Consider the following 14,312-nt stretch of genomic DNA (forward strand, 5'->3'; position numbering starts at 1 on the left):
GGTCGTTGTCACGGCGGAAGCCACCCGACGGACGGTCGTCACGACGCTGGAAACCACCACGGTCACCACCGCGGTCGTCACGACGGTCGCGGTTGGACGACGGACGGTCGTTGTCACGGCGGAAGCCACCCGACGGACGGTCGTCACGACGCTGGAAACCACCACGGTCACCACCGCGGTCGTCACGACGGTCACCACCGCGGAATCCACCGCGGTCGTCCCGGCGGTCGCCACCACGGTTGTCCCGGCGGTCGAAGTTGCCCCGGTCGTCGCGACGGTCGTCACGCGCGGTGGGCTGCTCCGGCACGGAGACGGCGGCCTCGATCGCGGCCTCCGCCTCGGCGGCGACCTCGGCGACCGCGGCCTCGGGGTCGTCGCCCCGCTCGCGCGCGGCACGGGCGACCAGGCGGTCGGCCTCCTCGCGGAGCTCACCGGCGCGGCGCTGGACGCGCTCCAGCTGCTTGGTCAGGTCGGCGACCTCGCGCTCCGCCTGCTTGGCGGCGTTGTTCGCGGAGTCGGCCTGGACCTCGGTCAGCGAACGGGCGCCGGTGATCTCGGCGACCTCCGGGTCGAAGGCGCCGGCGCCACCGACGATGTGGCGCGAGGCGTCGACGCCCGCGTCCTCCATCAGACGGAAGATCTGGCGGCGCTGGTGCGGCAGCGCCAGGGAGACGACGACACCGGACTTGCCGGCACGGGCGGTACGGCCCGAGCGGTGCAGGTAGTCCTTGTGGTCACCGGCGGGGTCCACGTTCAGCACCAGGTCGATGCCGTCGACGTGGATACCGCGGGCGGCGACGTCGGTCGCGACGAGCGCGTTGACGTAACCGTCCTTGAAGTCGGCGAGCACCCGGGTACGGGCGCCCTGCGTCATGCCGCCGTGCAGCGCGTCCGCCTTCACGCCCGCCTCGACGAGCTGCTCGGCGATGCGGTCGGCGCCCAGCTGGGTGCGGACGAAGATGATCGTGCGGCCCTTGCGGGCGGCGATGGCGGAGGTGACCGGCGCCTTGTCCTTCGGCTTCACGACGAGGACGTGGTGCGTCATGGTCGTGACGTTGCCCTGGGCGCTGTCGACCTCGTGGCTCACCGGGTTGTTCAGGTAGCGCTTGACCAGCGTGCCGATCTCGTTCTCCATCGTGGCGGAGAAGAGCATGCGCTGGCCGCCGACCGGAACCTGGTCGAGCAGCTCGGTGACCTCGGGCAGGAAGCCCAGGTCGGACATCTGGTCGGCCTCGTCGAGGACCGCGACCTGGACGTTCTCCAGGGAGCAGGCGCCCCGGTTGATGATGTCGCGCAGGCGGCCCGGGGTGGCGACGAGGACGTCGACACCGCGCTCCAGCGCGTAGATCTGGTTGCCCATCGACGTACCGCCGCAGACGACCTTCATCTTCAGGCCGAGCACGTCGCCGTAGGGCTGCAGCGCGTCCGCGACCTGCATCGCGAGCTCACGGGTCGGGGTGAGGATGATCGCGCGGGGCTTCTTCTTCTCGGTGTGGCCGCCGGCCAGCGTGGCCAGGGTCGGCAGACCGAAGGAGAGCGTCTTGCCGGAGCCGGTACGGCCACGGCCCAGGATGTCCTTGCCGGCCAGGGCGTCCGGAATGGTCGCGGCCTGGATCGGGAAGGGCGCCGTCACGCCGTTCTGCGCGAGCTTGCGGACGATGCCCTCGGGCAGACCGAGGTCTCCGAAGGTGATGGTCGGCTCGGCGTCCTCGGCGGGAACGTCGGTGTCGGCGGTGGCGGTGTCGACGGTCTCGGTCGTGTCGACCGTCTCGGACACCTCGGCGGCCTCGGCCACTACGGCCTCGGCGTCGGCGACAATCTCGTCGTTCTCGGGCATGACGGTGTTGTCAGAGCTGAAATTGGACATGCGAAATGCGAAACCTTCCGGAGTCTCGGCACGCGCCCATAACTCCGTGATTCGCAATTTCGACCGCCTCAATGCGGTCCAGCCACGGCAAGGGAGAGTACGCGCCACACGGCGCTCTTCTGTGTCGGCGCCGGGCAATGGGATCAAACGATCTACTACCATACGCACTCTCACCCGCATTGCGCAAACCGCACCCTTCGGACCGCCCCCTACACCGGCCCCACCTGCGGTGACGCCTCGGGCGTCCGCAGCGCCCGCGCCTCGTTCGCCGACCTCCTGCCATGCCTGCGGGGCTGAGCGGCCGGGGACGCGGACGGCACCACCGGCGGATCCGAGGACTCCGGACCGGGCGAGCCCGGCTGCCCCGGGTCGGCCGACCCGGACGGCGCCGCGGATCCCGAGGGCTGCGAGGACGAACCCGGCTGCTGCTGTCCGCCCCCGGGCGACGACGGTGTCCCGCCCCCGGTCGGCAGCGCGGCCCCCGGCTCCGCGTCCGCCTTTGCGCCGCCCGGCCCGGCGGAGGCGTCCGCCGACCCGCTCGGGCTCGGCGATTCGCCGGCCTTCCGGCCCGCGTGCGTTCCGGCGCCGCCGGTACGGCCGCGACCGGTACCCACCACCGTGGAGCCGTTCGGCCCGGCCGTCGAACCCTTCTGCGAGGCCGACGGCGACGGGGCCGGCTTGCCGTCGTCGGCGCTGATGCTCATACAGCCGGTGGACGTGGCGATCGTCACTGCGGTGACGGCTGCCCATCGGACAGGGGCGGACAAGTGGCGCACGGGGCACCTCCGGAGCGGGAAGTGGAACGGGGCGGGCGGGGGCGCACTGTCCAACTCCCGATCCCCCGCCATGGACACGCCCCGAGCCCCTTCGGCCCTCCCACCGCTGCCGCGCCGCGGATCCGGGCCGCGTCCCGCCGCGCCCTTCTCAGCCGTATCCGAGGGCGTGCAGCCGCTCGTCGTCGATGCCGAAGTGGTGGGCGATTTCGTGGACGACCGTGACTTCCGTCTCGGCGACGACGTCCTCGCGCGTCCCGCACATCCGCAGCGTCGGCCCGCGGTAGATCGTGATCCGGTCCGGCAGCACCCCCGCGTACCACTCGCCGCGATCGGTCAACGGCGTGCCCTCGTACAGCCCGAGCAGATCCGGATCGCCGGGCTCCGGTTCGTCCTCGACGAACACCGCGACGTTGTCCATCAGCCGCGTCAGCTCCGACGGGATCCGGTCCAGCGCCTCGGCGACCAGTTCCTCGAACTCTTCGCGCGTCATCTCCAGCACCCCGCCATTGTCACGTACCCCCGCCCGCCCGGCCCCGGAACCGCGCCCCGTCCCGCATGGCCGTCCTCGGGCCCGGGCATACGCGCCCCATGCCCCGCGCCCCGTTCCGCGACTCGTTCCGTGCCTCAGCCCTCGCCGCAGCGGTCCGTGTCCGGCGGCAGCGGCGCACCCGCTCCACGCCCCCCGACAGCATCCTCACCTCCACCCCGCACCCCTGTGCGCGTGCGCTCGGCCTGGTCGGCGTCGTGCTCCTCGGTGCCTGGCTGGGGCTGCTGATCGTCGGCGGCGTCCGTACGCCCGTGGGCCCCATGGACACCACCATGGCCCTGCGCCCCTCCCTGACCGGCGGCACGAAGATAGACGTGGCCCCGCTGGGCGCCCTGGAACTGAACTCCCACACAGCCCCGGTCCGACTCGACGTCGATGTCGAACGCCTCGACCCGGTGCGCTCCCAGGCCCTGGTCCAGCACCCCGAACGGCTCTCCGGGCTCCAGCAGGAGATCACCGCCGATGTCTCCACCGGCACCCGCGAACTGGCCGTGCGCTCCTGCGTCGCCGTCGTCTCCGGCGCCACCGCGCTCGGTCTCGCCGTCTACCGGCGCCCGCGCCGCGCACTGGCCGCCGGCGGTCTCGCCCTGGCGCTGCTCGCCGCGTCCGGAGTCAGCGCGTACGCCACGTGGAACCCGAAGTCCGTCCTGGAGCCCAGGTTCTCGGGACTGCTCTCCAGCGCCCCTTCGGTGGTCGGCGACGCGCGCTCGATCGTCACCGACTTCGACGTCTACCAGCGCGAACTGGCCAGGCTGGTCACCAATGTGACCAAGCTGTACGAGGCCACCTCGACGCTCCCGGTCTACCGGCCGGACCCCGCCACCCTCCGCGTCCTGCACGTCTCGGACATCCACCTCAACCCGGCGGCCTGGCAGATCATCGGCTCGCTGGTCGAGCAGTACGGCATCGACGTGATCATCGATTCGGGCGACACCATGGACCACGGCGCCGCGGTCGAGAACGGCTTCCTCGACCCCGTCCGCGACCTCGGCGTGCCGTACGTATGGGTCCGCGGCAACCACGACTCCCGGGCCACCCAGAAATATCTGAAGCGGTTCAAGAACGTGCGCGTGCTCGACGACGGCCGGGCCGTGGACGTCGGCGGTCTGCGGGTGGCCGGCATCGGCGACCCGCAGTTCACCCCCGACCGCTCGCTGGCGGCCCGCGGCGCGCCGGCCGAACGGCTGGCGGGGATGCGGCTCGCCGCCGCGCTGCGCGCCCAGGAACAGGCCGGCACCCCGGTCGACATCGCCGTCACCCATGAGCCGGACGCGGCACGTGAGACGGACGGCACGGTCCCGCTGGTCCTCGCCGGTCATGTGCACCACCGGGAGAACGAGCTGATGAAGCTCGGCACCCGCCTCAAGGTGGAGGGATCGACGGGCGGCGGCGGACTGCGCGCCCTGCAGAGCAGGAAGCCCGAGCCGGTGCGCGCCTCGGTGCTCTACCTGGACCGCGCGACGCGCCGCCTGCAGGCCTGGGACGAGATCACGCTCGGCGGGCTCGGCCTGACGACCGCCGAGGTCAGCCGCCATCTGCCGGAGGAGATCCGGGCGGACGGGACCCCTTCGCCGACCGCTCCCACCCGCTCGCCGTAAACCGTTTTGGCGATAGCTCCACCCATCCCATATGCTTCTCACGTCCCCGACGCGCTGGAAAGCGCGCAGGTGGGCCCTTAGCCCTCATCGTCTAGTGGCCCAGGACGCCGCCCTTTCAAGGCGGTAGCACGGGTTCGAATCCCGTTGGGGGCACGCTTTAACGTGTGCGAGACTTGTCTCGCACATTGCTTGGTCCTGTGGAGCAGTTTGGAGTGCTCGCCACCCTGTCAAGGTGGAGGCCGCGGGTTCAAATCCCGTCAGGACCGCTGCAGCTCTTATGCGCTGCGTGGCTGGGTAGCTCAGTTGGTACGAGCGATCGCCTGAAAAGCGATAGGTCGCCGGTTCGATCCCGGCCCCAGCCACCACCCGAAAGCCCCGTCCGTCGGACGGGGCTTTCGTCGCGTCAGGCCACCTCCCGTACGGCGGAGTTCACCTTCATGCCCCGGCACCGGCCGTCACCCTGCCGGTGCCCCCGGATTCCCGCCCGACTCCCGATGCCCGCGTGCCGTCGGCATCCTTGGCGTCCTTGGTGCCGGCAGCCCGGTCGGCCGCCGCGTCGATGGCCGACTCGAAGACCGCCACCGGCTGGGATCCGGCGATCGGGTGGCCGTTGACCAGGAACGACGGGGTGGAGCTGGCGCCGATCCCGTACGCCTCCTGCTGGTCCTTGCTCACCGCGCCGGCGGCTGCCGCACCGTCCGCGTCGCGTGCGAACCGGCCGAGGTCCGGGACCCCCGCCTGCTGCGCGAGCGCCTTCAGCCGGGCCTTCCCGAACCCCTTCTCCTTGGCTCCCGGGGCGTAGGCGGCCGCATGGAACTGCCAGAAGCGGCGCTGCTGTCCGGCGGCCCAGGCGGCGCGCGCGACGGCCTCTGACTCGGTCCCGAAGATGGGGAAGTTGCGCCACTCGATGCGCAGGGTGCCGTTGTCGACGTACTTCTTCACCAGGGCGGGTTCGGTGTCACGGGCGTACGTGCCGCAGTAGCCGCACTTGAAGTCGGCGTACTCGATGAGGACCACCGGGGCGTCGACGCGCCCCCGCGCGAGCGCGTCGCCGGGGTCGCGGCGGGCGAGTTTCGCCAGCTCCGGATAGACGCCGGCGTCCGGGTCGGCGGTGGCGTCGGCGGCCGAGGAGGCGCCGGAGTGCTCGGCGGGGGCGGTGGCCCGGTAGGAGAGGAAGCCGAGCAGCACGGCGGCGAGGACGACAGCGGTGCCGTAGAGCAGTGGCTTCTTGGACGAGGGCGCTTGGGGCGTGGGCATGGCAGGACTCCGTGCTCGTGATGCGCGGGAGAGAGGACGGGGGGACGGCCGGAGGGCGAGGGTCGCCCGCACCCGCAGTACGGAGCGTTCCACCGGGAACGGCGGGACAGGCTCCGGCCCGCGCAACCTGACTCGTACGGCCGCTCGGCCGGGCCGCCCCGCGCCCGTGCGGCCGCGGCCCCCACCTCGCGTACGCGACACGGCCGACGGCCATTCGACCGACGGCGGGGACGACGGGAACCGACCGTCCGGGGTCTCGGGTGCCCGAAATGGCATGTGGTGCGCCCCGGCCCTTCACCCGGCGGCCGGCGCCGTGACGCAGACCGCGCGAAATAGGTTCGCCGATCCTCGGGCCCGGGTGCGATCCTGGGACCCGTATGTCTACTTCCTTCGCCGATCTCCAGTCCCAGCTCGGACAGCTCTCGCTCCGCGACGCGCACCGGCTCGGCCGCCGCCTCGAAGGGGCGCGCCGGATCCGCAAGCCCGAGGCCCAGCAGGCCGTGCTGGACGAGATCGCCACCCAGGCCGGGAAGGCAGCCGAGCGGCTCGCGGGACGCGCCGCCAGGCTGCCCGCCCTCTCGTACCCGGAAGAGCTTCCGGTCAGTCAGAAGAAGGACGAGATCCTGGAGGCGATACGCGACCACCAGGTCGTGATCGTCGCCGGTGAGACCGGCTCCGGCAAGACCACCCAGCTCCCGAAGATCTGCATGGAGCTGGGGCGTGGCCTACGGGGCATGATCGGGCACACCCAGCCGCGCCGGATCGCGGCCCGCACGGTCGCCGAGCGCGTCGCCGACGAGCTGAAGACCCCGCTCGGCGAGGCGGTCGGGTGGAAGGTCCGCTTCACCGACCAGGTGAACCCGGACGCCACGTATCTGAAGCTGATGACCGACGGCATCCTGCTGGCCGAGATCCAGACGGACCGCGAGCTGCTCGCCTACGACACGATCATCATCGACGAGGCCCACGAGCGGTCGCTGAACATCGACTTCCTGCTCGGCTACCTGGCCCGGCTGCTCCCCCGGCGCCCCGATCTGAAGGTCGTCATCACCTCGGCGACCATCGACCCCGATCGCTTCGCCCGGCACTTCGGCGACGCGCCGATCGTCGAGGTCAGCGGGCGTACGTATCCGGTCGAGGTGCGTTACCGGCCGCTGCTCGAGGAAGAGGGCGACGACTCCGACCGCGACCAGATCACCGCGATCTGCGACGCCGTCGACGAGCTCCAGGCGGAGGGCCCCGGCGATGTACTGGTCTTCCTCTCCGGTGAGCGCGAGATCCGCGACACCGCGGACGCCCTGAACAAGAAGAACCTCCGCCACACCGAGGTGCTCCCCCTCTACGCGCGCCTGTCGCACGCCGAGCAGCACCGCGTGTTCCAGCGCCACACCGGCCGCAGGATCGTGCTGGCGACGAACGTCGCCGAGACCTCGCTGACCGTTCCCGGCATCAAGTACGTGATCGACCCGGGCAATGCCCGGATCTCCCGCTACAGCCATCGCACCAAGGTCCAGCGGCTGCCGATCGAGCGGATCTCGCAGGCCAGCGCCAACCAGCGCAAGGGCCGCTGCGGCCGTACCTCGGACGGCATCTGCATCCGGCTGTACTCCGAGGACGACTTCCTGACCCGCCCGGAGTTCACGGATGCGGAGATCCTCCGTACGAACCTGGCGTCCGTCATCCTCCAGATGACCGCGGCCGGTCTCGGCGACATCGAGAAGTTCCCCTTCATCGACCCGCCGGACCACCGCAACATCCGCGACGGTGTGCAGCTCCTCCAGGAGCTCGGCGCGCTGGACCCGGACGAGAAGGATCCGAAGAAGCGGCTGACGCCGCTGGGCCGGAAGCTCTCGCAGCTGCCCGTCGACCCGCGGCTGGCCCGCATGGTGATCGAGGCCGACCGCAACGGCTGCACCCGTGAGGTCATGGTGATCGCCGCCGCGCTCTCCATCCAGGACCCGCGCGAGCGGCCCTCGGACAAGCAGACGCAGGCCGATCAGCAGCACGCCCGCTTCAAGGACGAGACCTCCGACTTCCTGGCGTTCCTGAATCTGTGGCGGTACATCCGCGAGCAGCAGAAGGAGCGCGGCTCGTCCAGCTTCCGCCGGATGTGCAAGCAGGAGTACCTGAACTTCCTGCGCATCCGCGAATGGCAGGACATCTATGCGCAGCTGCGTACGGTGGCCAAGCAGATGGACATCCATCTGAACGAGGAGGACGCGCCGGAGCAGGCGGTGCACACCTCGCTGCTGGCCGGGCTGCTGTCGCACATCGGGCTGAAGGACACCGAGAAGAACGAGTACCTCGGCGCCCGCAGCGCCAAGTTCGCGATCTTCCCGGGGTCGGCACTCTTCAAGAAGCAGCCGCGGTTCGTGATGTCGGCCGAGCTGGTCGAGACGTCCCGGCTGTGGGCGCGGGTCAACGCCAAGGTCGAACCGGAGTGGATCGAGCCGGTGGCCCAGCATCTGCTGAAGCGCACCTACAGCGAGCCGCACTGGGAGAAGGACCAGGCGGCGGTCATGGCGTACGAGCGGGTCACCCTGTACGGAGTGCCGATCGTCGCCCAGCGCAAGATCAATTTCGGCCGGATCGACGCCGAGACCTCCCGTGACCTCTTCATCCGGAACGCACTGGTCGAGGGCGACTGGCGGACCCACCACCAGTTCTTCCACGACAACCGCAAACTCCTCGGCGAGGTCGAGGAGCTGGAGCACCGGGCGCGCCGCCGCGACATCCTGGTGGACGACGAGACGCTCTTCGACTTCTACGACCAGCGGATCCCGGCGCACGTCGTCTCCGGGGCGCACTTCGACTCCTGGTGGAAGCACAAGCGCCGGGACGAGCCGGACGCGCTCGACTTCGAGCGCTCGATGCTCATCAACGAGAAGGCCGGCGCCGTCACCAAGGACGACTACCCGGACTCCTGGCGGCAGGGCAGGCTCAAGTTCAAGGTGACGTACCAGTTCGAGCCCGGCGCGGACGCCGACGGTGTGACCGTCCACGTCCCGCTCCAGGTGCTCAACCAGGTCACCGCGGAGGGCTTCGACTGGCAGATCCCGGGTCTGCGCGAAGAAGTCGTCACCGAGCTGATCCGGTCGCTGCCCAAGCCGGTCCGCAGGCACTACGTCCCCGCGCCGAACTACGCGGGCAGGTTCCTGGACCAGGCGGTCCCCCTCCAGGAGCCGCTGCCGGTCACACTCGCCCGCGAGCTGCAGCGGATGGTCGGGGTCCCGGTCTCCGCCGACGACTTCGACCAGTCGCGGATCCCGGACCACCTCAAGATCACGTTCCGGATCGTCGACGAGCGACGCCGCAAGGTGGCCGAGGACAAGGACCTGGAGGCGCTGAAGCTCCAGCTGCGCCCCAAGGCCCGTCAGGCCCTCTCCAAGGCCGCCGCGGCGACCGCGGGCCCCTCGGGCGAGTCCATCGAGCGTTCGGGCCTCACGGGCTGGACGATCGGCACGCTGAACCGGGTCTTCGAGACCCGCCGGGCCGGCCAGCCGGTCAAGGCGTACCCGGCGCTAGTGGACCAGGGCGAGACCGTGGCGGTGCGGCTCTTCGACACCGAGGCCGAGCAGCAGCAGGCGATGTGGCGCGGCACCCGGAAGCTGATCCTGCTGAACATCCCGGTGAACCCGGCCAAGTTCGCCTCGGACAAGCTGACGAACCAGCAGAAGCTGGCCCTGTCCCGCAATCCGCACGGCTCCATCCAGGCGCTGTTCGAGGACTGTGCGACCGCGGCGGCGGACCGGCTGATCGGCGCCCACGGCGGACCGGCCTGGGACGAGGAGTCGTTCCGGAAGCTGTACGACAAGGTCCGCGCGGACCTGGTCGCGCTGACCGAGCACACGGTCGCCCAGGTGCAGCAGGTGCTGGCCGCCTGGCAGGCGTGCGAGCGCCGCCTGAAGGCCACCAACAGCCTCGTCCTGGTCGCGAACGTCACCGACGTACGGAACCAGCTGGCCGCCCTCGTACCGCCCGGCTTCGTCACCGGGACCGGGCTGCGCAGGCTGCCCGACCTGATGCGCTATCTGGTCGCCGCGGACCGCAGGCTCCAGCAGATGCCGACGGCCGTCCAGCGCGACACCACGCGCATGGAGAAGGTCCACGAGATGCAGGACGAGTACGCCTGGCTGCTCGAACAGCTGCCGCAGGGCAGGCCCGTTCCGCAGGAGGTCCTGGACATCCGCTGGATGATCGAGGAGCTCCGGGTCAGCTACTTCGCGCATGCCCTGGGCACCGCGTACGCCGTCTCCGACAAGCGGATCGTGAAGGCGATCGACGCCGCGGCGCCGTGATTTGGGGCGGCTCGGGGGCGTAACGGATCCACCACCAGGAGTGAAGTCGACCTGGACCGCCAACCTCCTGTACAGTCTGGTTTCACAGCCAGCCGCAAGGCAAGCAGCGAAAACCTGGTCCTGTGGAGCAGTTTGGAGTGCTCGCCACCCTGTCAAGGTGGAGGCCGCGGGTTCAAATCCCGTCAGGACCGCAGTAACGAAAGCCCGGATCCACTGGATCCGGGCTTTCGCGCGTCTTGACTCCGGCAACTGCCGACGGGTACTCAGACAGCAGGGACCGTCCCAGTTCCTCGGCGCGGGGCGGCGCGGTCCACCGGGAGGTGGCGCGGATGGCGGCATCCACTGCGAGGCATGAGACCCGCGCACTGCTGCGCGCCCACCTGGCGGCCGCTTCCGGTTACCGGCACCTCACCCGGCACTGCCCGATCTGCCACCGGCTCCTGCGGCTCGCCATGGAGCCCGTGACGGCCTCTGCGCCCATCCCGCCCCCTGAACCGCCCGCGCTGTCCGGCGGGGCCTCGGTGGCCGTTCAGGGCTCCGTCGCGACCGACACCCCCTCCCGCACCCGCTCCACCGCCCCGAAGGCGCGGGACGGGCAGGGCCGCGAGCGGCGGGCCGAGGACGGAAGTCCCGCCACCACGTGACCGATGGCGACGACTTCGACTTCCCGTCAGTGGCAGGCTCGACCTTGGCAAGACTCGCACCGTGTGACGGGAGTCACTGAAAGAGTTTTGAGAAAGGGTGACTTTACACCCTTCCTACAACTGGCGAATTTAATATGTGCAATTGCACCACCCTGACGAGGCCACCGCAGGGCCGTCAGCCGCCCCGCCCGGAACCCGCCCCACGGGCCGCCGGCCGGCTCACGCGAGGCACGCAGAGGAGCCTTCCGCCGCCCGGCCCCGGAAGACGGGCCTCCGTACGGGCACAAAAAAAGATCGCGCTGGACCCGGCGGAGTCCAGCGCGATCGAACGACACACCCGCATTTGCACGGGTATGGCGCCCGTTGGGGCGGGCGCCCGTCGTGTGGAGCTATGGGTGGGCGAACACGGGTTGGGGGACCCGGGCAGCCCGGTTGTGGCGCGGCGACAGGGGTATGTCAGGCCTCGCTGCGCTGCTGCGGAATACCCGCAAGCAGTGCGCGGACCTCTGCCTCGCGGTACCGGCGATGTCCACCGAGCGTGCGGATGGACGTGAGCTTGCCTGCCTTGGCCCAACGGGTGACCGTCTTCGGGTCCACGCGGAACATCGTGGCAACCTCAGCCGGGGTCAGCAGCGGCTCGGCATCAGGGGTGCGAGCGGTCATGAGCGGCCTCCTCGGGAGAACCGAACCATCTCGGTTCTTTCCTTTAAATTCTGCACCTTGACCCGCGTTGCCCGAAATGGCGGACGCGGGCCGAGTCGGTTATAGGACGAACGGCTTGTCCTCGGCACTACAACTACACCATCCGTCCAGCCACGTCGGCCAAACCGATGGAATTGCCCTCCCAGGTGTTCATCAGCGACGGAAGCCGATGGACCATGCCATAGCGGACAGTCACACCACCGTGACGATCAGTCACAGAGCGATCAGGAGTCGCCAGACCCCCCATAGAGCGCAATGCCGAGCATTCCGCCCATACTTGGACGGATGGAGTCCTCCCCGGACTCCTTGTCCTATTTTGGCACGAGGGGTAGGGAAGGACGCAAGGGCCCCGTTAGTGCTATCCGTCACGCTTGAGGCATAGGCCCGGTTCAGGACGTAGGTCCTAGGACCACGGACGCACACTCCCGCCACTTCATCCCCACCACTCTCACGTGTCACACGGGAAAGCGGTTCCGGTCCCGGGCTCAGTTGGCGAATTGACGATCCCTCACGGCCCGCCAGCGCTCCGCCAGCCGCCGGTACGCCTCGCCCGCCCCTTCGGTGTCACCGGCCTGCAGCGCCGCGATGCCCTCGGCGACGTCCGCGGCCGAGCGGTCCGCGGCGAGCTGCTCCGCCGACAGCGCGTGCACCAGTCCGCCGTAGTCGAGCTCGACCAACGCGCGCGGGTGGAATTCCTCCAGCCACCGCCCGACGTCCACCAGTCCCGCGGCCAGCGGACCGTCGTCGACCGTCTCACGCAGCGTCTTCAGCGCCCGGGCCAGCCGGCGGCGCGCCTGCACCATCGGGGTCCGGTAGCGCAGCACCGGCGCCACGCCGTCGCCGGCCGCCTCCGTGTGCTCCCGCTCCCCGTCGGAGAAGAGCACGAACCACCGCACCGGCACCTGCCACACCGCGGTACGGATCCACGGCCTGGCGTCCGGGTTGCGCTCCGCCCACCGTTCGTGGTCGGCCACCGCCTGTCCGCGCACCACCGGCGGCAGCACGGCGTCGAGCACCGGGGCCGGGAACATCTCCGCCAGCTCGCCCAGCGCCAGCCAGCCGCGCAGCCGGGTCCGCCAGGGGCAGACGCACACCACGCCGTTCAGCTCGGCGACGAACGCGTCCCCGCTCTCGTGGGCCGGCACGCCGACCGGCGGGGTGGCCGCCAAGTCGGCCAGCGAGCGGCGGAGTTCGTCCTGGGCCGTGGGGAGGCGGGCGCGCCCCGCGTAGCGGGCCCAGTGGGCACGCTCCGGCTCCGGGAAGGCAGCCAGCGGTTCGTACACCCGCAGGTAGGACGCGTATGGGACCAGCACCGAAGACACCACCGACATGCGGCAAATCGTGTCACGCCCGTACTCCGCCAGGGGGTGATCCTGAGCACTGGACCGGATCCGCGCCCTCCCAGGACTTACGCTCTTGCCCAGTCGGACCGGCCGTGCCGGCCGGTCCGGGACCCTCCCCACCTTCAGGAGGGTCTTCCGCCGCTTCGTACTTGGGAGTCACCACAGTGACCGATGTGACCGACGGCGTCCTGCACACCCTGTTCCACTCGGATCAGGGGGGGCACGAACAGGTCGTGCTCTGCCAGGACCGTGCCAGCGGCCTCAAGGCTGTCATCGCCATCCACTCCACCGCCCTGGGCCCGGCCCTCGGCGGCACCCGCTTCTATCCGTACGCCTCCGAGGAGGAGGCGCTCGCGGATGTCCTGAACCTCTCGCGCGGCATGTCGTACAAGAACGCCATGGCCGGTCTCGACCACGGTGGCGGCAAGGCCGTCATCATCGGCGACCCGGAGGCGTTCGAGCCCACCCGGAAGACGGAACTGCTGCTGGCGTTCGGGCGGGCCGTGGCCTCGCTCGGCGGGCGTTACGTGACCGCCTGCGACGTCGGCACCTACGTCGCCGACATGGACGTCGTGGCCCGCGAGTGCCGGTGGACCACCGGCCGCTCCCCCGAGAACGGCGGCGCCGGCGACTCCTCGGTCCTCACCGCGTTCGGCGTCTTCCAGGGCATGCGGGCCTCCGCGCAGCACCTCTGGGGCGACCCGACACTGCGTGGCCGAAAAGTAGCGGTCGCGGGGGTCGGCAAGGTCGGCCACCACCTCGTCGAGCACCTTCTGTCGGACGGTGCCGAGGTCGTGGTCACGGACGTCCGGCCGGAGTCGGTGCGCCGGATCACCGAGCTCCACCCCGAGGTCGCGGTGGCCTCGGACACCGCGGCGCTGATCCGTACCGAGGGCCTCGACATCTACGCCCCGTGCGCGCTCGGCGGGGCGCTGAACGACGAGACCGTCCCTGTGCTCACCGCCAGGGTGGTGTGCGGCGCGGCCAACAACCAGCTGGCGCACCCGGGCGTCGAGAAGGACCTCGCGGACCGTTCGATCCTGTACGCCCCCGACTACGTGGTGAACGCGGGCGGGGTCATCCAGGTCGCCGACGAGCTGCACGGGTTCGACTTCGACCGGTGCCGGGCGAAGGCGTCGAAGATCTTCGACACGACGCTGGCCATATTCGCACGCGCGAAGGCCGACGGGATTCCGCCGGCCGCGGCGGCCGACCGGATCGCCGAGCAGCGGATGGCCGAGGCGCGCCGCCCCTGACCCTCGGTCACCCGTGGTCGCAGG

Annotated in this window: 10 protein-coding genes and 4 tRNA genes; 8 read left to right on the forward strand and 6 right to left on the reverse strand. The window is 70.5% G+C overall.

The window, feature by feature from the left end; all coding sequences use genetic code 11:
• From ACFVXE_RS05070 to ACFVXE_RS05080, 3 genes are all read right to left on the reverse strand, one after another.
• The coding region (locus ACFVXE_RS05070) for a DEAD/DEAH box helicase (RefSeq protein ID WP_389669301.1) at positions 1–1,867 on the reverse strand (1,867 nt) is incomplete at its 3' end.
• Positions 1,868–2,076: 209 nt separating this feature from the next.
• A complete protein-coding gene (locus tag ACFVXE_RS05075; RefSeq protein ID WP_389669303.1) occupies positions 2,077–2,571 on the reverse strand; it encodes a hypothetical protein in 495 nt (164 codons plus the stop codon).
• Positions 2,572–2,791: 220 nt separating this feature from the next.
• Positions 2,792–3,142 carry a metallopeptidase family protein gene (locus ACFVXE_RS05080; RefSeq protein ID WP_389669305.1) on the reverse strand — a complete coding sequence of 117 codons (351 nt, stop codon included), beginning with the start codon at positions 3,140–3,142 and terminating at the stop codon, positions 2,792–2,794.
• 89 nt (positions 3,143–3,231) lie between these two features.
• Here ACFVXE_RS05080 and ACFVXE_RS05085 point away from each other — a divergent pair, with 89 nt between their 5' ends.
• The 4 genes from ACFVXE_RS05085 to ACFVXE_RS05100 all read left to right on the forward strand — a co-directional run bounded on the left by ACFVXE_RS05085 (position 3,232) and on the right by ACFVXE_RS05100 (position 5,153).
• The gene (locus ACFVXE_RS05085; protein ID WP_389669307.1) at positions 3,232–4,788 is read left to right on the forward strand and encodes a metallophosphoesterase; all 1,557 of its coding nucleotides are present in this window, start codon (positions 3,232–3,234) and stop codon (positions 4,786–4,788) included.
• An 80-nt stretch (positions 4,789–4,868) separates the two neighbouring features.
• Positions 4,869–4,941: transfer RNA gene (locus ACFVXE_RS05090), tRNA-Glu, on the forward strand.
• Positions 4,942–4,979: 38 nt separating this feature from the next.
• Positions 4,980–5,054, forward strand: a tRNA-Asp gene (locus ACFVXE_RS05095).
• Between the two features lie 22 nt (positions 5,055–5,076).
• A tRNA-Phe gene (locus ACFVXE_RS05100) sits at positions 5,077–5,153 on the forward strand.
• A gap of 70 nt (positions 5,154–5,223) precedes the next feature.
• Here the strand turns inward: ACFVXE_RS05100 and ACFVXE_RS05105 are convergent.
• On the reverse strand, positions 5,224–6,045 hold the full coding sequence (locus ACFVXE_RS05105) for a DsbA family protein (protein ID WP_389669308.1): 822 nt from the start codon (positions 6,043–6,045) through the stop codon (positions 5,224–5,226).
• A 377-nt stretch (positions 6,046–6,422) separates the two neighbouring features.
• On the opposite strand from ACFVXE_RS05105, the gene hrpA reads away from it, so the two are divergent.
• From hrpA to ACFVXE_RS05120, 3 genes are all read left to right on the forward strand, one after another.
• A complete protein-coding gene (gene hrpA, locus ACFVXE_RS05110; protein ID WP_389669309.1) occupies positions 6,423–10,343 on the forward strand; it encodes an ATP-dependent RNA helicase HrpA in 3,921 nt (1,306 codons plus the stop codon).
• A 116-nt stretch (positions 10,344–10,459) separates the two neighbouring features.
• Positions 10,460–10,534 (forward strand) — tRNA-Asp (locus ACFVXE_RS05115).
• A 138-nt stretch (positions 10,535–10,672) separates the two neighbouring features.
• A complete protein-coding gene (locus tag ACFVXE_RS05120) occupies positions 10,673–10,987 on the forward strand; it encodes a DUF6274 family protein (protein ID WP_389669311.1) in 315 nt (104 codons plus the stop codon).
• A 456-nt stretch (positions 10,988–11,443) separates the two neighbouring features.
• Here ACFVXE_RS05120 and bldC read toward each other — a convergent pair whose 3' ends face one another.
• Positions 11,444–11,650, reverse strand: coding sequence for a developmental transcriptional regulator BldC (gene bldC / locus ACFVXE_RS05125; protein ID WP_003949541.1), 207 nt, complete (start codon positions 11,648–11,650; stop codon positions 11,444–11,446).
• A 524-nt stretch (positions 11,651–12,174) separates the two neighbouring features.
• A complete protein-coding gene (locus ACFVXE_RS05130) occupies positions 12,175–13,020 on the reverse strand; it encodes a hypothetical protein (RefSeq protein ID WP_389669312.1) in 846 nt (281 codons plus the stop codon).
• A 176-nt stretch (positions 13,021–13,196) separates the two neighbouring features.
• Here ACFVXE_RS05130 and ACFVXE_RS05135 point away from each other — a divergent pair, with 176 nt between their 5' ends.
• Positions 13,197–14,288 (forward strand): Leu/Phe/Val dehydrogenase, encoded by a 1,092-nt coding sequence (locus ACFVXE_RS05135; protein ID WP_389669314.1) that lies wholly within the window; start codon positions 13,197–13,199, stop codon positions 14,286–14,288.
• The last annotated feature ends 24 nt before the right edge of the window (positions 14,289–14,312 follow it).

Origin of the sequence: Streptomyces sp. NPDC058231 (assembly GCF_042882275.1) — a bacterium.
In the GTDB taxonomy this organism is placed as follows: domain Bacteria; phylum Actinomycetota; class Actinomycetes; order Streptomycetales; family Streptomycetaceae; genus Streptomyces.